We start from the raw sequence: 18,291 nt of genomic DNA, 5'->3' as shown, positions 1-18,291 counted from the left end.
TTTTAAAACTTATGATAAAAGATTCTCTGATGTGATTTATTTCAGAAATAAGTTTGGAATCATTGAATCTGAAATTTACATTTTCTCTGTTTCAAGAATTTTTAAAACAAGCTTTTCTTCGTGAGTTAATCCTGCTTTTCCGTCATTTTCTTCAATAGTTTCCAGCTCGTCCAGGTATTTTTTTATGGTATTATTTTCATAAAGGTTAATGACTAATGGGTGTACATAGTATTTTCTGCACACGGTACTGGTGTTTCCCAAATGTTCTGCCACAATATCCAGAGCTGCTTTTATTTTCTTTTTATACTGAGAATTATTTTCGGCATAGCCGATTTCTTTAAAAGCAATTAAAGCATTTACGGTTCCCGACCATGTTCTGAAGTCTTTAGCTGTGAAATCTTCACCACTCAGTTCTTTTATATAGTCATTTACCATTCCGGAATCTACAGAATGCCTTTTTCCTTCATCATCAATATACTGAAAAAGCTCTTTTCCCGGGATTTCTTTACATTTCATGATGAGTTTTGCCAACCTCTTACTTTTCAGATTAACGTTGTGCATTACCCCTTTTTTACCTTTGAAAGAAAAATTGATCTTTTGCCCCTCTACTTTTACATGTTTTTCTTTAAGAGTAGTCAGTCCAAAAGATCCGTAAAGTTTTTCGTAAATATTGTTTCCAATACGGATATTTGTACGCTGCATCAAACTTACAATTAAGGCTAAAATTTTCCTTTTTTCAAAATTTTTTAAGGCTAAATCTTTTTCAAGCTGTAAACGGATTTCAGGCAAAGCATACCCAAACTGAAGCATTCTGTAAAATTTGGTATGGTTTCTGAGAGCACTCCATAAAGGATGATAACGGTATTGCTTTCTTTTTTTTACATCAAAACCTGTTGCCTGAAGATGCCCGTTATCTAATGCACAAATCCATACATTTTCCCAAGCGGGAGGAATTACCAAACTGTTGATGCGTTTAATTTCATCTTTATCCTTAATCTTCTCATCGTTTTTAAAATATTGAAATTTTTTTCCTCTTTTTCGGCGAATAATGCCGGAAGCTTCTGCATCCGACGTATAAATTAAATTTACCGCTTTTGCAGAAGCCACCGGATCTTTCATAATTTTGATGATCTTGGAAGGTTTTAGGTGCGAAATAATTTCAAGATCAGAATTTTCCATGATTTATGAGTTTTTACCTCTTGAAAATAACCACAAGATAAGACCCAGAATTCCTACCACTACGATAATTCCCCTCCACATACCGGCTTTGAAGATTGTTTCTACCGCCTCACAGCTTGTTAAAAGCATCAAAGACATTAATGTAACGCTGAATAAAGCTAATTTTTTCATAATAATTTAATTTTATTGATTTGTTTTAATATTGTTTAAATTCTGTGATAATCTCCGCGCCAGTTTTTAATAGATTTTTTAATCTCATCACCGCTCAGGTTTTCTTTTAATGTTTTTTCCAGAAGAATTTTAAATTCATCATCATAAGCAAAACGTAAAGCTGCAATCTGGCTGAATTTCAGTTTTCCTTCAGTTTCATCTGATCTTTCACCATAGATTTCAAAATATCTCTGTTTAAATTCAAGCCTTACGATTCTGTTCTGAAGTCCTAATGCATAATGCTGGCGAACCATAATGCTAAAAAAAAGAATTAAAAAAATGAGTACGGAAAATAAAATCCATATAAGTTCGTTTTCAGAATCTTTAAAAACTTTATAAATCCCTAATATTTCTAAAAAGAAAAGTATCGGCAATAAAACGAAGTGGTGTAGCGGATAAAATTTTCTGTGGTTTTGATAATTCTGTGGTTTCATAAGAGCAGAATAGCAATAACCTTTCCAAATTTTTTAAATTGAATCGGCAAAAAGAGAAAAACATGTTCTGATAATGAAAAAAATGCAAGTAGAGACAAGTAATTTTAAAAAAAATACTGAAAATAAAGGCAAACAAAACCGTTTCATTTACTTCTGAAAAACAAAATTTGAAATGCAAAACGGTATAATCTTAGGTTTTTTTTAACGGTTCAGATGATTTCAAAATTTTAAAATTCCGTAACTTTCCATCTTTAAAATTGGTAAAAAAATGACTTCAAAGGAAAAAGTAGCTGCACTTCGTGAAGAAATGCAGAAAAATAATATTGATGCGTTTATAGTATATTCTGCAGATCCTCACATGAGCGAATATTTGCCTCAGGAATGGCAGGAGAGAGCTTGGCTTTCGGGATTTATGGGTTCTGCCGGCTTTGTGGTAGTTACAAAAGATAAAGCAGGGCTGTGGACAGATGGAAGATATTTTACTCAGGCTCCTGTAGAACTGGCTGGTTCGGGGATTGATCTTTTTAAAGACGGAATGGAGGGAACTCCTAATTATATCGACTGGATTATTTCTGAAATTCCTTCCAACGGAAAAGTTGCGGTAAATGCTTTGGCAACTTCCCACTCCAACTGGGAACTCTTGCATCAGAAACTGAATGCAAAAAATTTAACTCTGGTAGATCTTCCTTTATTAAAAGAAATTTGGAAAGAAAGAGGTACTCCTTCAAAAAATCCGATTTATACGCATCCTATAGAAAGAGCTGGGAAATCTGTAAGTGATAAAATTTCTGCAATCCGCCAGAAAATGGAAGAGCTGGAGGCTACGGTTCATATTATTTCAAGTCTTGATGATGTTGCATGGACTTTGAACCTTAGAGGCAGTGATGTAGAGAGCAATCCTGTATTTTTAGGGTATATTATCATTACAAAAAATGATGCTATTCTTTTCACAGATCTTGATAAAATGGATGTGGAAGCCAGAAAGCAGATGGATGAATCTTTCGTAAAAATGATGCCTTATGAAGATTTTTACAGTCATTTGAGAAACTTCAGCAATGAAAATATTTTGGTGTCTCCAAACAGCAATCAATCTGTTTTTGAAGCTTTAAAAGCGGGCAATACCTTTATAAAAGCTAATCCTCCTGGAAATTTGATGAAGGCTCAGAAAAATGAAACCGAGCTGGATGGTTTCAGAAAAGTGATGGTAAGAGACGGCGTTGCTATGGTGAAATTTCTTTACTGGCTTATCCAAAATGCCGGCAAAGAAGCTATGAATGAATATTCTATCGGGCAAAAATTAAGAGAGTTTCGTGCGGCAGGAGAAAACTTCGTGGGAGAAAGTTTCGGAAGCATCATAGGATATAAAAATAATGGTGCTGTGATTCATTATTCTGCCAAATCTGAAGGAAGTAATGAAGTTACCAATGATGCAAGTATTTTGGTGGATTCCGGAGGTCAGTATCTAGAAGGAACAACCGATATTACCCGAACTTTGGCTTTAGGGGCAGTTTCGGAGGAGTTTAAAATCAATTCTACGTTGGTTTTGCAGGGGATGATTCGTTTATCAATGGTGAAATTTCCTAAAGGTACCAAAGGAGTTCAGCTGGATGCTATCGCAAGATTGCCTTTGTGGATGAACGGTAAAGATTACAACCACGGAACAGGACACGGTGTGGGAAGTTTTATGAATGTACATGAAGGGCCACAAAATATAAGAAAAGATTTGAATCCTCAGGAATTAATGGTAGGAATGGTGTGTTCCAACGAACCTGGATATTATGTAGAGGGAGAATATGGGATTCGTCATGAAAATCTTATTGCCGTAAAAGAATCTGAAGCTACTGCAAACGGAATTTTTTATGAATTCGAAACCTTAACGATTTGTCCGTTTTTTAAAGATACTGTGGTAAAAGAGCTTCTTTCTTCTGAAGAAATTAATTGGCTGAATACTTACCACAAAACCTGTGAAGAAAAGCTTGCACCACATCTGCAAGGCGAAGTAAAAGAATGGTTTTTACAATTGGTGAGCCCTTTGTAGCCTTAAAAACAATACTATTCTGGTTAATAAATTTATTCAGAATGGTTATCAAATTTTTTGACGAACTTTAATTTGTATTGTTTTATAATTCTAAATTTATTTCTTTACATATTTAAATTTCAATGTAATGATGAAGGAATTGAAAGAAAAAACCTCCCGAAAAGGAGGTTTTAATTGTAATTTAGTTGGAATAACTGCTTAATTCTTCTTTTTTAGAATTGTAAATCTTGTATTCCAGATACTTAAAAGAATCTCTTGGGATAATGTTAACCCATTTTCTGTATTTTAAAAACCATTTCATTTGGATGCTTTTCAAACCTTTGGTAAGATAAGCCTCTACGAAAGGATGTACATGTAAGAACAGTTTGCCTTTCTCTTTTTGCATAATGGTTCTAATGGTTTCACCCATTCTTTCCACAATAACTATAGGAGCAACAATTTCTCCGTCTTTATTGGGGTTTTCTTCTTTGGTATCAATTTGTTTTTCGGGACGGTTTCTCTGTCTTGTAATTTGTATCAGTCCAAATTTGCTTGGAGGTAAAATTTTATGACGGGCTTTGTCCCTGCTCATTTCTGTACGGAAATGCTCGTAAAGATCTTTTCTGTGATCCGGGTTTGTCATATCAATAAAATCTACGACAATAATACCACCCATATCACGAAGACGAAGTTGTCTTGCTATTTCTGTTGCTGCCATTTTGTTCACGTTCAGTGCGTGTTCTTTATTGGCAGTATTTCCGGCAGTAATGTTATTTCCGGAATTAACGTCGACGACGTGCAGTGCCTCTGTGTGTTCTATCACAAGATAAGCACCTTTAGAACTGGGAATATTAACGTGTTTTCCGAAGCTTTGTTTAAGCTGTTTTTCAACGTTATAATATTCGAGTAGAGGAATGTGGGAGTCATAAAACTGAACGATATTTTTACGTTCAGGAGCTATAACTTCCAGATAGTTTTTCATTTCATTTACCATCTGTTCATCATCACAGATGATATTTACAAAATCTTGGTTAAAGTTGTCTCTTAGAATAGATGAGGCTTTGTCGTCCTCACTCAGAACTTTAGACGGAACTTTATTTTTCTGAATATTTTTAAAAGTATTTTCCCACTTCTGAATCAGCTGATTCATATCATTGTGAAGATCTGCTACTTTTTTTCCTTCTGCCACTGTTCGGATGATGACGCCAAAACCTTCAGGTTTTATGCTGTTAATGAGAGTGCGAAGTCTTATTTTTTCTTCAGAACTACCTATTTTCTTAGATATAGATACTTTGTTGTCGAAAGGTATCAGAACCAAAAAACGGCCGGTAAGAGAAATCTGTGTAGATATTCTTGGTCCTTTGGTAGAAATAGGCTCTTTGGTAATTTGTAATAAAACGATATCATCTTTTGCAATGATTTTGTCGATGGTTCCGTTTTTATCAATTTCAGGCTGAATTTCAAAGTTTTTCAGGCTAGAAGTCGTTTGTTTTTTCGAAACGGTATCTTTCAGAAATTTTCTATACGTGAGATACTGCGGTCCTAAATCCTGATAATGCAGAAAAGCGTCTTTATCGTAACCGATATTTACAAAAGCTGCATTAAGGTTTGGAGCGAGTTTTTTTACTTTTCCGATAAATAAATCTCCTACTACAAAATCATTTTTGTCTTCTTCCTCATGAAGTTCACATAGTCTTCCGTCCTCCAGCAAAGCAATCTTTGTAAGATCATCTTCATACGAAACTATTAGTTCTTTCTTCATTGTTAAAATTAAAGATAAAAAGATTGATAAAATTAAGATTTTTTTTAGCTCTTAATTTTTTTAACTTATTTACATAACAAAATATAGTCGGTGGATATTAAAAATAAATCGCACCAACTATATTATTATATTAAAAACCTCTTGTGAGATTATTTTTTCTTATGTCTGTTTGCTCTTCTTCTTTTCTTTCTTTTGTGGGTTGCTACCTTGTGTCTTTTTCTTTTCTTTCCGCTTGGCATAATGTTAATTTTTTAGTAAATCGTTAATATTAATTTTTTATTTTACTGCAACTTTTGTCTTAACTTTCTCCACAAAAGATTTTGATGGTTTGAAAGCAGGAATATTGTGTGCAGGAATTTCTATTGCAGTATTTTTAGAGATGTTTCTTCCCGTTTTAGCTGCTCTTGTTTTCACTATGAATGATCCAAATCCTCTTAAGTAAACATTATCTCCGTTGTACATAGAAGTTCTTATCTCCTGCATAAAAGCTTCTACAACTTTCTGTGTTTCATTCTTTTCGGTCCCCAATTTATTTGAGATGGTGTTTACCAATTCTGCCTTTGTCATTTCCTTTGTAAATTTTAAATTTTAGGTGTGCAAATTTAGTTAAAAAAATTGAATAGTAACAAATTAACCACTAAAATATTTTACTTAAATCGCTGACAATTTTATGTTTAGTATTATTCTACGCTCTTCCAACACACGAATCATTAATATATGAAGCAGTGAAGTGTCTTTAAATATAAAATAAAAAGCCGAAACATACTCGTAACGGCTTCCAAATATAATGATAATTTTTATACTATTTTTTCATTCCCGGAGGATAATTTGCCATGATTTCAGACATAATCTGAGGAATTTGTTTTTGTTTTGCAGCAGGTCTGTCTACAGAAATACCGCTTCCTATACCTTGCCAAACAAGTTTCTGGCTCTGTGCATCAATCATATCTACAATAATGGCACCTTCGTTATAATTGCTTGTCCAAGTACGGTTCATGCCGATTCCCCAGCCGAATCCGCCTCCCCATCCCCACATTCCGCCAGGATTGGATGTGTTGATGTCGGTAATCTTTTTATGATTTGCTTTTACATTGATGATTAAATCTGGAGTATTTGATGATGATAGACCTTTCATCTGGAGCCGTTTGGATAACTCATTCAAAACTCTGTCTTTATCGATGTCATTCAGTTTCAGATCATCAATTCTTAGTTTGTAAGTTTTATAAGTAGAGAAGTTAGCAGTTTGTGCATAATCGGATTGTACTCTGAAAGGGCTGCAAGAACTTAATCCTAAACTTGCTGCAAGCAAAATAAAAATATATTTTTTCATTGTATCTATTTTTTAATGTTTTTTGTAAATGTATCGGTTTTTTTGTCGTAACCGTAAGGGCAGTGTTTGCAGCCGTTCTTACAGCAATAACCTCTTTTTAAATGAAACTTTTCTGTGAAAACTTTATATCCCTGTTCATTATAGTAAAAGTCTTCATGCTCTTTGATGTCAAAATTTGCCATAAGTTAAATCAAAACTTTTATATTTGTTATTATGATAATTGTGTGCCAATTCCTCCTCAAAAATACAAAAATAAACGGCATTACCCTTTATCCTTTTATTTTAATTAGAAAACCCGAAGATAAAAGGAATAAAGTTCTTATTAACCACGAGAAAATTCATTTAAGGCAACAGCTTGAGCTGCTTATTGTGTTCTTTTACGTGTGGTATGTTGTAGAATATTATTATCATTATTTTAAATTGAAAAATGAATATCAGGCATATAAATCTATTTCGTTTGAAAGAGAAGCATATGCTATGGAACACGATATTAATTATTTAAAGAACAGGAAGTTATGGTCTTTTTGGAAATTCAGAAGGATTTAACAAGGTTAAAATGATTTTAAGTTTTGTTTAACGTTCAGATATTCATTCAATTCAAATAAAATAAAGAAATTTGTAGTAATGAAAATTCCAAATATTCATATTCCAATCGTAGAGATTCCTACAGAAAAAAACGTAAAACTTTTTATGAAAAGAGAGGATCTTATTCATCCTTATATTTCTGGCAATAAGTTTTGGAAGCTTTTTTGGAATGTTAACCAGTATTTGGAACATCGACCCCAAAACTCACTTATTATAACATTTGGAGGAGCTTTTTCTAACCATATTTCTGCGGTTGCAGCTTTTGGGAACTTATATGGCGTAAAAACTTTAGGTATTATAAGAGGAGAGGAGCTGGAGCAAAAATGGATTCATAATCCTACTTTGCTTTCTGCGAAAAGAAACGAGATGAATCTGAAATTTGTTACCCGTGAAGATTACCGGCATAAAGATCAGCTTACCTTTTTTTTGCAGCAGGAATTTCCTGAAGCATTGATTATTCCCGAAGGAGGAACAAACCATAGTGCTGTAAAAGGTGTTAAAATGATGCTGAATGAGCATACAAAAGATTTTGATTATCTTTGCACAGCAGTTGGAACGGGGGGAACAGTAGCCGGAATTGCGGAATTTTGTGAGTATGGGCAGAAAGTGATCGGTTTTAAGGTCGTGCAAGATGACTCTCTTGAGAATAGAATTTCTGAACTTACCACAAAAAATAATTATCATTTAATAGACGCATCTTTAGGTGGTTACGGTAAGTTGAATGAAGAAAATGTGCGTTTTATTAACGATTTTAAAGCGAAATACAATATTCCTTTAGATCCGGTTTATACAGGAAAAATGATGCAGAATGTTTTTGAGATGATTAATGAAGGCTATTTTCCTGAAGGAAGCAAGATTTTATGTTTTCATACAGGAGGTCTGCAGGGAATTGAGGGAGCCAATATGCTTTTGGAAAAACAAAACAAAACTGTAATTGTATAATTTTATAATGAAATTTTGCTGTGTAATTTGTTTGAAATCAATAGTTAAGTGATTCTATTGTAATCTAAGTTTTCAAACTTTTATATGGTTTTTATCTCATCAAAAAAATAGAAAAATGAAAAGACTTTTCTCATTGGTAAGCCTTTTAGTTTTATCAAAATTTTCAGCTCAAACTTGGGCTACAGAAGATCAGTACATTCAGAAATTTGCACAGTATGCTGTGGAAGAAATGGAAAAATATAAAATTCCGGCTTCTATAACCCTTGCACAAGGACTTTTGGAAACAGGAGGTGGGCAGAGCAGACTTGCACAGGAAGGCAAAAATCACTTCGGAATAAAATGTAAAGAAGATTGGGTTGGTAAAACCATGAAGCATACCGATGATGCTCCCAATGAGTGTTTCAGAGTGTATGATGATCCGAAACAATCCTACGAAGATCACTCAGTTTTTCTGGCAACAAGAAAATATTATACAAAACTTTTCGAGCTGGATATGAAAGACTACAAAGCATGGGCTCATGGTCTTAAAAAAGCAGGCTACGCTACAAATCCACGATATGCATCTATATTAATCGGAAAGATCGAAAAATATAAGCTTTACGAATTCGATGATGTTAATTCTAAGGAGGTTCTGTATGCGGTTTTGAAAAAATATCCTGATTTGAAAGATGATAGAACTTTCATGGCAAGATTAGAACCCGCAAAACAAGTAAAAGAGATAAAGAAAATATCCGAACCTGTTACTGTGAAAGTTCCTTATAAGGCGACTTCTTATGCAGAACAAAAGAAAAGGGTAGAAAAAATTAAAAAAGAAGAAACCCTCAATACTATTTTAATTAAAACCCATCCCAATGATGGTTTAAGATATGTAGTAATACCAGAAGATACTAATGTAAAATTTATTGCAGATAAATTCAGAATCAGCGAAAGTAAAATCATGAAGTGGAATGAGCTTGAATCTGATTTACTTAAAAAAAATGCCATAGTCTTTCTTGAATCTAAAAATTCTGAAGGTAATACACCTACTTACAAAGCAGAATTTGGTGAAAATATGTACGATATTGCCCAGAAATTTGGGATTAAACTTAATAAACTGTATGCTAAAAATAGAATGAATGAAGGACAGAAGCCTTTGGCAGGACAAGTCATCTATTTAATTGATAAAAAACCAAGAAACTAATTATTGCTGAAAGTTTAACATCTTACAACGAGATTGTTAGACTTCTAAACAACTGAATATGAAATACCAGAGAAGTTCAGCTTTATTCAACGAAGCTAACCAATATATTCCGGGGGGAGTAAATTCTCCTGTTCGTGCGTTCAAATCTGTGAGAGGAGTTCCTGTCTTTATGAAATCTGCTAAAGGTGCTTATCTTACCGATGCAGACGAAAATATTTACATAGATTATATCAATTCGTGGGGACCTGCAATTTTGGGGCATACGCATCCTGAAGTTTTAGAAGAACTGAAAATTCAGGCAGAAAAAGGGTTTTCCTTTGGTGCTCCTACCGAATTGGAAACAGAAATCGCAAAATTTATTACCGAAAATGTTCCGAATATCGATCAGATAAGAATGGTATCTTCTGGTACGGAAGCATGTATGAGTGCGGTGAGATTGGCAAGAGGTTTTACGGGACGCGATAAGATTATCAAATTTGAAGGTTGCTATCACGGTCATTCAGATTCTTTTCTTATTAAAGCCGGAAGCGGTGCGGTAACTTTTGGAAATCCCAATTCTCCAGGGGTAACACAAGGTACTGCCAAAGATACTCTTTTAGCGAGATACAATGATATAGATCAGGTTGAAGCTCTGTTTAAAGAAAACCCTGAGGAAATTGCTGCGATCATCATTGAACCTGTTGCAGGGAATATGGGATGCGTACTGCCAGAAAATGATTTTCTTCAAAAATTGAGAAAACTATGTGATGAAAATGGAGCATTACTGATTTTTGATGAAGTTATGACTGGCTTTAGACTTGCTTTTGGCGGAGCTCAGGAGCTTTTTAATGTAAAAGCAGATTTGGTTACTTACGGAAAAGTTATTGGTGGTGGACTTCCTGTTGGTGCTTTTGCCGCAAGAAACGAAATTATGGATTGCTTGGCTCCTAAAGGTGCTGTTTATCAGGCGGGAACTTTAAGTGGAAATCCTTTGGCAATGAGAGCCGGTTTGAAAACTTTACAGATCATTAAAAATGATTCTGAATTTTTCGACAGACTTGCAAAAACAACAGAAGTCTTAGATACTGAAATTGCAAAAATTTTAAATGAAAAAGGAATTGCTCATAAAATCAACAGAAAAGGTTCTATGATGTCGGTTTTCTTCGATACTGAAGGAGTTTCCAATTTTGATGATGCTCAAAAAGCGAACCATGCACAATTCAACAGATTCTTTCATCACATGCTGAATAACGGCGTTTATCTTCCGCCAAGTGGCTATGAAACGTATTTTATAAGCGATGCTATTCAGGATGAAGAAATCAACAAAACCTTAGAAGCGGTAAGGAAATTTGAAAATTAAATAAAAAGGGATGAAAATTAATTTCATCCCTTTTTTTATCGTGTTTTGAAAAGTTTTATCTTGTCATTGAGTTCTTGCAGCATTTCTGGATTAATAACACCACTTTCCAAATCGAAATTTTCGTAAAATTTTGGAAGTGAATAGGTTTCTTTAATATCTGCTCCAAAGTTTGGAAAAAACTTCTTTGCTTCGTTCATCACATTTCCGCCCCCATAACCTCCGGGAGAAGTGCTCATTAGAAACATTGGTTTATCCTGAAAAACTTTTACATTGATTCTCGATGCCCAATCGAAAATATTCTTGAACGCCGCAGCGTAAGAACGGTTGTGTTCTGCCAAAGAGCAGATAATGACATCGCAATCTTCAATCTGTTGTAAGAATTGATGGGCTTCTTCTGGAAATCCTTTCTTTTCAAGATCTACAGAGAAAACAGGCATAGAATAATCATTAAGATCAATTAAATTGATTTCGTTTTCCTGAAAACTTTTTAAAACAAACTTTACGAGTTCTCTGTTGATGGATGTGGAAGAAGTACTTCCTGCGAATGCTAATATTTTCATTTTGATGGGTTTTAAATAAAACTGTAGAGAACTATTTTCTATTCAGAATAGCTTTAGGAAGCGGAACGTATTCCTGATCATCTCCCGGGATAAGAGGAAATGCCTCATGGTTTTGATCGTGCCAGTTAATCTTTGCTTCCTCAATTTTTTCTTTGTCTGAATGCACGAAATTCCAGAAAATATGTCTTTCTTCAGGAAATGGTTCACCACCAAAAAGATATATCGTAGTATTTTCGTTGATTTCAAACTCGCAGAGAGAAGCGTTTTTTGCAATTAAAAGTTGTTTGGTGCCATAATCATTTCCTTCAATATTTACCGAACCTTCTAAAACATACATTCCTACTTCACCAAAAATATGATGCCCAATATTCAGTTTTTGTTTCGTTTTGCTTTTAATTTCGACAAAATAAAGCGGACTGTGAGTGGGAACAGCAGATTTTTTGCCAAAAGCTTCTCCGGCAATAAGTTTATATTCAGTATCTCCATCCTTCCACGAAGGAATTTCTTCTGCTTCTATGTGGAAAAATGATGGCTCGCTTTGCTCTAATGCTTTCGGTAAAGCCACCCAAATCTGGAAACCATGAAGAAATTGTGGTGAATTTCTTAAATATTCGGGAGTTCTTTCAGAATGTACCACCCCTTTTCCTGCAGTCATCCAATTAACGGCTCCCGGTTTTATTTCTGTTGCCGACCCAATGCTGTCACGATGAAAAATAGATCCTTCCAGAAGATAAGTTAGGGTAGAAAGCCCAATATGCGGATGTGGAGGAACATCAAAATTCTGATATTCTTTTAGACAGGTTGGTCCCATGTGATCGATAAAAATGAAAGGACCTACAGATCTTTTTTCCCGAAAAGGTAAAAGTCTTCCGACTAAAAAATTACCTATATCTGCAGCTCTTTCTTCAACGATTAAACCAATATTTGACATCATATCTCAGTTACTTTTTATTTGTTTTTTAATTATGATTGAATCTTTTAAATATTTTCGTATCCATTGAATTTCTCATCAACAATTCTTTTCCATTCAGGATTTTTTTTGATGAATGCAAAAACATAAGGACAAAAAGGAAGAAGTTTTTTTCCGCTTTCTTCAATATAATAAAGTGTTTTTTCTACCACAGCCGCCGCTGCTCCAGTACCGGAAAGTTCGGGTTCTGCTTCGGTATGAATAAGTGAAATCTGCGTGCCGTTCTCTTTATAATTAATAAATGCAAAATGCCCATTGACTTCAATTTCAAATCTTTTTAAAGTTTCATTTTTTTTAAGTGGAATATTTTCAAATTCTGCTTTCATAATTTCTATATTTTATGGATACTAAAATAATATGTTCTGATGAGATAGACATTGATGTTTGGTAATTTTAAGTTTTAAATTCCTTAAATTAAAAATTATTTTTAAAAATTTATTAAAATGTAAATTGTTAATTTTTGCTATTTGGTCGGTATATCTGCTAAAATTATAAATATTAACTTCTCTCCGCGAAAGTATTTTAAAAATTAAATGTTTCTATTTAATGAAAATTTAATTTCTATAATAAAAAGTCCCGTAAAACTGTCAGGTTTTTAAAATCAAGCGTAACTTTGCAGATATTTTTTTATAATCATGGTGAATTTTGTTTTAATTGCAGTGTGTATTTTGGCAGGGATGATCTTTAAACAAACAAAGTCTATTCATCCGGATGCCCACAAAGGCATCAACACCTGGATTCTCTATATTGCTCTCCCTGCGGTTTCTTTTAAATATTTACCCAAAGTTAAGTGGTCTGCAGAAATGCTTTTTCCTATACTTTCCACACTCTTAGTAGCGGTATGCTGTTTTTTTATAATGATGTTTTACAGCAAGTATAAAGGATATTCGCGAAGATCAAGAAGTACGCTGGAACTGGCAAGCGGATACAGCAATACATCTTTCATAGGTTTTCCGCTTATTTCGGCATTTTATGGAGAAAGTCTTTTAAGTATTGCCATCATTTGTGATCAGACCATGTTTTTGGCATTGTCAACATTAGGAATTATAGCTGCAGTTAAAGGAGGCAGCAAATCGGGTAAGGTAAGTGCAAAATTTATTTTAAAGAGACTTATTACTTTTCCGCCGCTTTTGGGATGTGTTTTTGCACTCGGATTATCACAATTTATAGATTTTTCTTCTGCAGAACCTTTTTTCGATAAGCTTGCTGCAACAGTAAGTCCTTTAGCCTTATTTTCTGTAGGGTTACAACTAAAATTTAATGGCTGGAAAAAACTCATTCCTCAAATGTCTTTTTCTATGCTTTATAAACTCATTTTGGCTCCGGCAATTGTATTGGCGTTGGCTCTTTTGTTCAATATAAAAGGGAATGTGGCAAAAATATCTGTATTTGAAGCAGCAATGCCCACGGTGGTTACTTCTAGTATTATAGCAGAACAGTTCAGGCTGAATACCAAACTCACCAATCTTATTATTGGGGTAAGCATTATTGCTGGGTTTGTAACATCGGCTATTTGGTTTGAAATTATTGAAATGGTTTTCTAAAGCATTTTCAGAATTAAAATTTTTGCATTGAATCTAAATTGAGTGTTTAATGTAATTCAATACAAACAAAATTGCTGTTTTCTGAATAAAAATTTAATTTTACAGGATAATTACTCTTTTGCAATACGCTCAAATTATTTTACCTCTCAATCTGAAAGGAACTTTCACCTATAAAGTTCCTGATGAATTGTTTTCTGTAATTCAGCCAGGGATGAGGGTTTTGGTTCAGTTCCGCGGAAAAAAGATTTATACTGGTATTGTTTTCGAACTTCACAACCAAGAGCCGATAGAGTTTATCCCGAAAGATGTTATCAGTATTTTAGATGAGCAGCCGATTCTGCCACCAGAACAAATCAGCTTCTGGAAATGGCTTTCAGAATATTATTTATGCAATTTGGGAGAGATTTACCGTTTTGCTTTTCCTTCTTCTTTGAAATTGGAAAGCGAAACATATCTTAAATTGAAACCCAATACAGTTATAGAGTTTGAGAATCTGGATGTGAATGAAATGTATCTTATTCAGGCATTGGAAGTAAAACAACTGATTAATCTTACCGATATTGAAGCTTTTATTCCGAAAAAAGATATTATAAAAACCATCAATTCGCTTATTGATTTACAGTACATAGAAATAGACGAAAAAATTTCAGAAAAATACAAAGCGAAAGAAGTTGCGTATGTAAAAATAAACGATGAAGTTCTTAGGAATCAAAATCTTACCGAAATCCTCTTAAAACTCAATAAAGCCAAAAAACAAAAAGACCTTTTTCTTCATATATTAGAAAAGCAAACCGAAAATCCGGATTTACCCATCAAAAAATCCCAGCTTTTTGAGGACGGATATTTTGTGAGTGCTCATTTTAAATCTCTTGCCGATAAAAATCTGGTTGAAGAATATTATCTGAGAAAAGACCGTATCGAATCTTATGAAGGTGAAATTGAGGAATTGGAGGAACTTACAGAAACGCAGGAAGTAGCCAAAGCGGAAATTAATGAAGCTTTTTCGGAAGGTAAAAATGTGTTGTTGCACGGGGTAACTTCCTCCGGCAAAACGCATATTTATTTAGAAAAAATTGAAGACTGTATTTCTGAAGGGAAAAATGTACTGTTTCTATTGCCCGAAATTTCTCTAACAAAGCAAATTACTCAGCGGTTAGAAAAAAAATATGGGCGACAGCTTGCATTTTATCATCAAAAACTCACCGATTTTGAAAAAGTTGAGGTTTGGAGAAGAATAAAAAATAATGACATCCGCATTTTGATTGCCACCAGATCTTCTCTGTTTCTGCCATTCCAGAATTTAGGATTAATTGTGGTGGATGAAGAACACGATTCTGGATACAGACCTCGTGAAGTTTCGCCTTATTTCAATGCGAAAGATGCTGCATTGGTTTTGGCTAAATTTTATGATGCTAAAGTTATCTCGGGTTCTGCAACGCCTTCCGTAGAAAGTTATTATTCTGCCAGAAAAGGAAAAATGAAATACGTTTTTCTCGGAGAACGGTTTGGGAGTGTAAAACTTCCTGAGTTTGAACTGATTAATTTTAAAGAAGCTCAGGATTCTAAAAAGGTGTCGGGTAATTTTTCTCTTCGTCTGATTGATGAAATTAAGAAAACCCTCGAAGATAAAAACCAAACCATTATTCTGCACAACAAACGCGGCTATGCGAGTGTTTTGGAATGCGAATCTTGCGGATATGTAAATTATTGCTCCAACTGCGATGTAGTAATGACGTACCATAAATCTGCAAATGAAATGAAATGCCATTATTGCGGACAAAGAGCTTCGAAACCAAAGGTTTGCCCTAAATGTTTTTCTGAAAACCTGAACGAAAGAGGTGTGGGAGTAGAGCAGATTCATGAGGAAGTGTCGAAAATATTTCCCGATAGTGAAGTAGACAGAATGGATGTAGATTCTATGCGCAAAAAGTTTGCTTACGAAAAACTCTACGAAAAGATTGAAGAAAGGGAAACCGATATTATCGTAGGAACCCAAATGATTTCTAAAGGATTAGATTTTGATCATATTGAACTCGTTGCCATTCCAAAAGCAGATTCTATGCTATATGTACAGGATTTCAGAGCAGAAGAACGAGCTTATCAGCTCATTACGCAGGTTTCCGGAAGAGCAGGGAGAGTTTCTGGAGAAGGTAAAGTTTTAATTCAGACTTATAATCCGGATCATTCTGTTTTTCAGTTGATTAAAATGAATAATATTTCTAAAATTTATAAATATTTTCTTACAGAAAGACAGAAATTCAATTATCCTCCATTTACCAAATTAATTATGATTGAACTGAAGCACAGAAGAGATGAAAAGGTGAATAGAGCCTCTCAGTTCTTAGGTTCTGTGCTTAGAAAATATCTTCCGGAAGATTGTGTTTTAGGTCCGGAAAGATCCCAGATTTCGCGTCTGAATAATTTATATCAATTTCAGATTTTACTTAAATTGCCCAGAGGAAAAAAATATCAGGAATATAAATCTTTAGTTTTGCTAAGTTTGAAAGAATTTGATGAAATCACTGCATATCAAAGTGTTAAAAAAGATGTTTTTGTAGATTTTTAACAGATATTAACAAATTTTATATTGTTTTATAATGCCTCTTATCATCACTGTATTGCAATATTCTCTACATTTGAACGTTGATAGTATGTTTGAATTGTAAATAATCATTTAACCAATCATTTTTTACGGTATCCAAATAGTATCAAAAATAAAAATTAGATGGTAAATTTCAGAAAATATATTTCAGGTATTACGGTTTTAGCTGCCGGATTTTTATTGGCGCAGACTACCGTATCTTCGGTTCTTTACTCTCACAATACAGATAATTCCAGAGTTTTAAGTCTGCCTTCTCCTGTTGAAATTGTAGAAAAAGCGGTTTTGTCTCCTAAAGATTTAGTAGACATCAGCGTTAATACGATGATGACAGATCCTGTGCTTAAAAATGCGACTTGGGGATTTGTGGTATATGATCCGAAAAGCAAAAAGATTATTTCATCTTACAACGAAAGTACTCCGCTTGTTCCTGCTTCTACTACAAAACTTCTTACAACAGAAACAGCTTTAAGCTTATTGGGAGAAAATTATCGTTGGATGACTCAGTTAGAGTATTCAGGAAATATTGATGAGAATGGGGTATTAAACGGTAATATTTATATTGTAGGAAGTGGAGATCCTTCTTTAGGAACCAATAAAGCGGGAGCTGCGTCTTATAAAGATATTGTTGCCGATTTTGTTTCGGGAATTAAAAATGAAGGAATTAAAAAGGTAAATGGAGATATCATTATTCAGACAGCACTTTTCAAAGGGAATATCTCTAGACTTCCGGAAAATGTGGTTTGGCTGGAAAATAACAATTATTATTTGCCCGCAGGTACCACTAAAGAGATTAATCCTGCAAACGAGAAGCTTATCGTAAAAAAATCTATGACGCCTGGTTCGGATAAGAAATTTTTCTATGTTTCTCCGTACGCTGATCAAATGGTTTATGCCGAAAAATATGAAGGAAACGGAACTTTAACTACAAAACTTCCCGATGCACCTGCATTTTTAGCCAATTCATTTAAGGCAAATTTACTTAAAAGCGGTGTGGCAGTTACAGGAAAAGTTACCCCGAAAATATCAGATTCTTCTCCGGAAATCAGAAAAAAAGTGAGTGTTTATCAATCTCCAACTTTGGCAGATATCGTGTATTATACGAACCAAAGAAGTGATAATTCCTTAGCGGAAGCTTTACTAAAAGTGGTTGGTTTTTATAAAATGGGCGACCAAACTTCAGAATCGGGTAGAATAGTGGTGAACAACCACCTAAAAGATATTGCTTTTGATGTAGAAGGTTTAAATTATATAGACGGAAGCGGCTTATCCAGAAGCAATAAAGTAACACCTATTGCTCAGGTAAAATATCTTTCTTCTCTGATGAATACTAAAATCTACAAAACTTATTTTGATTCTTTACCTATTGGAGGACAATCCGGAACTTTGAAAAGGATGTTTTTAACCAACGGAAACGGTCAGGTTTTTGCCAAAACCGGAACTTTAAATAAGGTAAAGACTTTAGCAGGATATTTAAAAACAAATACTGGTAAAACATTGGTTTTTTCTTTAATGGTTAATAATTACTCCGGATCTGTAGATCAGGTAAAAAGCAGAATGGAAAAAATTATAGGACCGGCATTGGATCTTTAAGAAATATTGAATGAATTCATACAAAACCTTTTAATCTGAGATTGAAA

Annotated in this window: 18 protein-coding genes; 8 read left to right on the top strand and 10 right to left on the bottom strand. The window is 34.0% G+C overall.

What is annotated here, in order from left to right:
- Window positions 1–75: 75 nt before the first annotated feature.
- The 3 genes from MTP08_RS09265 to MTP08_RS09255 are packed head-to-tail and all read right to left on the bottom strand — an operon-like array spanning window position 76 to window position 1,823.
- On the bottom strand, window positions 76–1,179 hold the full coding sequence (locus tag MTP08_RS09265) for a DNA topoisomerase IB (RefSeq protein WP_243575759.1): 1,104 nt from the start codon (window positions 1,177–1,179) through the stop codon (window positions 76–78).
- 3 nt (window positions 1,180–1,182) lie between these two features.
- On the bottom strand, window positions 1,183–1,350 hold the full coding sequence (locus MTP08_RS09260; protein ID WP_243575758.1) for a phosphatidate cytidylyltransferase: 168 nt from the start codon (window positions 1,348–1,350) through the stop codon (window positions 1,183–1,185).
- Between the two features lie 35 nt (window positions 1,351–1,385).
- A complete protein-coding gene (locus MTP08_RS09255) occupies window positions 1,386–1,823 on the bottom strand; it encodes a DUF6526 family protein (protein WP_209388950.1) in 438 nt (145 codons plus the stop codon).
- Window positions 1,824–2,091: 268 nt separating this feature from the next.
- Between MTP08_RS09255 and MTP08_RS09250 the strand changes: the two genes are divergently transcribed.
- On the top strand, window positions 2,092–3,861 hold the full coding sequence (locus tag MTP08_RS09250) for an aminopeptidase P family protein (RefSeq protein WP_243575756.1): 1,770 nt from the start codon (window positions 2,092–2,094) through the stop codon (window positions 3,859–3,861).
- A 181-nt stretch (window positions 3,862–4,042) separates the two neighbouring features.
- Here MTP08_RS09250 and MTP08_RS09245 read toward each other — a convergent pair whose 3' ends face one another.
- The 4 genes from MTP08_RS09245 to MTP08_RS09230 form a co-directional block, all read right to left on the bottom strand.
- Entirely contained in the window at window positions 4,043–5,602 is a 1,560-nt protein-coding gene (locus MTP08_RS09245; protein WP_209389010.1) for an Rne/Rng family ribonuclease, read from the bottom strand.
- Window positions 5,603–5,878: 276 nt separating this feature from the next.
- On the bottom strand, window positions 5,879–6,169 hold the full coding sequence (locus MTP08_RS09240; RefSeq protein WP_034674127.1) for an HU family DNA-binding protein: 291 nt from the start codon (window positions 6,167–6,169) through the stop codon (window positions 5,879–5,881).
- A gap of 235 nt (window positions 6,170–6,404) precedes the next feature.
- Complete coding sequence (locus MTP08_RS09235) at window positions 6,405–6,932, bottom strand: DUF4136 domain-containing protein (RefSeq protein WP_243575755.1); 528 nt, start codon at window positions 6,930–6,932, stop codon at window positions 6,405–6,407.
- Between the two features lie 5 nt (window positions 6,933–6,937).
- Entirely contained in the window at window positions 6,938–7,114 is a 177-nt protein-coding gene (locus MTP08_RS09230) for a DUF5522 domain-containing protein (RefSeq protein ID WP_209389012.1), read from the bottom strand.
- Window positions 7,115–7,145: 31 nt separating this feature from the next.
- Here MTP08_RS09230 and MTP08_RS09225 point away from each other — a divergent pair, with 31 nt between their 5' ends.
- From MTP08_RS09225 to hemL, 4 genes are all read left to right on the top strand, one after another.
- The gene (locus MTP08_RS09225) at window positions 7,146–7,478 is read left to right on the top strand and encodes a hypothetical protein (RefSeq protein WP_209389013.1); all 333 of its coding nucleotides are present in this window, start codon (window positions 7,146–7,148) and stop codon (window positions 7,476–7,478) included.
- A gap of 78 nt (window positions 7,479–7,556) precedes the next feature.
- Window positions 7,557–8,459 (top strand): 1-aminocyclopropane-1-carboxylate deaminase/D-cysteine desulfhydrase, encoded by a 903-nt coding sequence (locus tag MTP08_RS09220; RefSeq protein ID WP_243575753.1) that lies wholly within the window; start codon window positions 7,557–7,559, stop codon window positions 8,457–8,459.
- Window positions 8,460–8,574: 115 nt separating this feature from the next.
- Entirely contained in the window at window positions 8,575–9,639 is a 1,065-nt protein-coding gene (locus tag MTP08_RS09215; protein WP_243575751.1) for a glucosaminidase domain-containing protein, read from the top strand.
- A gap of 58 nt (window positions 9,640–9,697) precedes the next feature.
- Complete coding sequence (hemL, locus tag MTP08_RS09210) at window positions 9,698–10,978, top strand: glutamate-1-semialdehyde 2,1-aminomutase (protein ID WP_243575750.1); 1,281 nt, start codon at window positions 9,698–9,700, stop codon at window positions 10,976–10,978.
- A 35-nt stretch (window positions 10,979–11,013) separates the two neighbouring features.
- Here hemL and MTP08_RS09205 read toward each other — a convergent pair whose 3' ends face one another.
- The 3 genes from MTP08_RS09205 to MTP08_RS09195 are packed head-to-tail and all read right to left on the bottom strand — an operon-like array spanning window position 11,014 to window position 12,834.
- A complete protein-coding gene (locus MTP08_RS09205) occupies window positions 11,014–11,538 on the bottom strand; it encodes an NADPH-dependent FMN reductase (protein ID WP_243575749.1) in 525 nt (174 codons plus the stop codon).
- Window positions 11,539–11,569: 31 nt separating this feature from the next.
- Window positions 11,570–12,469 (bottom strand): pirin family protein, encoded by a 900-nt coding sequence (locus tag MTP08_RS09200; protein WP_243577747.1) that lies wholly within the window; start codon window positions 12,467–12,469, stop codon window positions 11,570–11,572.
- 47 nt (window positions 12,470–12,516) lie between these two features.
- Entirely contained in the window at window positions 12,517–12,834 is a 318-nt protein-coding gene (locus tag MTP08_RS09195) for a GNAT family N-acetyltransferase (RefSeq protein WP_243575747.1), read from the bottom strand.
- A gap of 309 nt (window positions 12,835–13,143) precedes the next feature.
- Here MTP08_RS09195 and MTP08_RS09190 point away from each other — a divergent pair, with 309 nt between their 5' ends.
- The 3 genes from MTP08_RS09190 to dacB all read left to right on the top strand — a co-directional run bounded on the left by MTP08_RS09190 (window position 13,144) and on the right by dacB (window position 18,244).
- Window positions 13,144–14,052 carry an AEC family transporter gene (locus MTP08_RS09190; protein ID WP_243575745.1) on the top strand — a complete coding sequence of 303 codons (909 nt, stop codon included), beginning with the start codon at window positions 13,144–13,146 and terminating at the stop codon, window positions 14,050–14,052.
- A 118-nt stretch (window positions 14,053–14,170) separates the two neighbouring features.
- A complete protein-coding gene (priA, locus tag MTP08_RS09185; RefSeq protein WP_243575744.1) occupies window positions 14,171–16,618 on the top strand; it encodes a replication restart helicase PriA in 2,448 nt (815 codons plus the stop codon).
- Between the two features lie 159 nt (window positions 16,619–16,777).
- Window positions 16,778–18,244, top strand: coding sequence for a D-alanyl-D-alanine carboxypeptidase/D-alanyl-D-alanine endopeptidase (gene dacB / locus MTP08_RS09180; RefSeq protein ID WP_243575743.1), 1,467 nt, complete (start codon window positions 16,778–16,780; stop codon window positions 18,242–18,244).
- Window positions 18,245–18,291 lie beyond the last annotated feature (47 nt).

It is taken from the genome of Chryseobacterium oryzae, from assembly GCF_022811665.1.
Lineage (GTDB): Bacteria > Bacteroidota > Bacteroidia > Flavobacteriales > Weeksellaceae > Chryseobacterium > Chryseobacterium oryzae.
The sequence above is the reverse complement of the archived record's forward strand: the minus strand, read 5'-3'. Positions and strand labels throughout refer to the sequence as shown.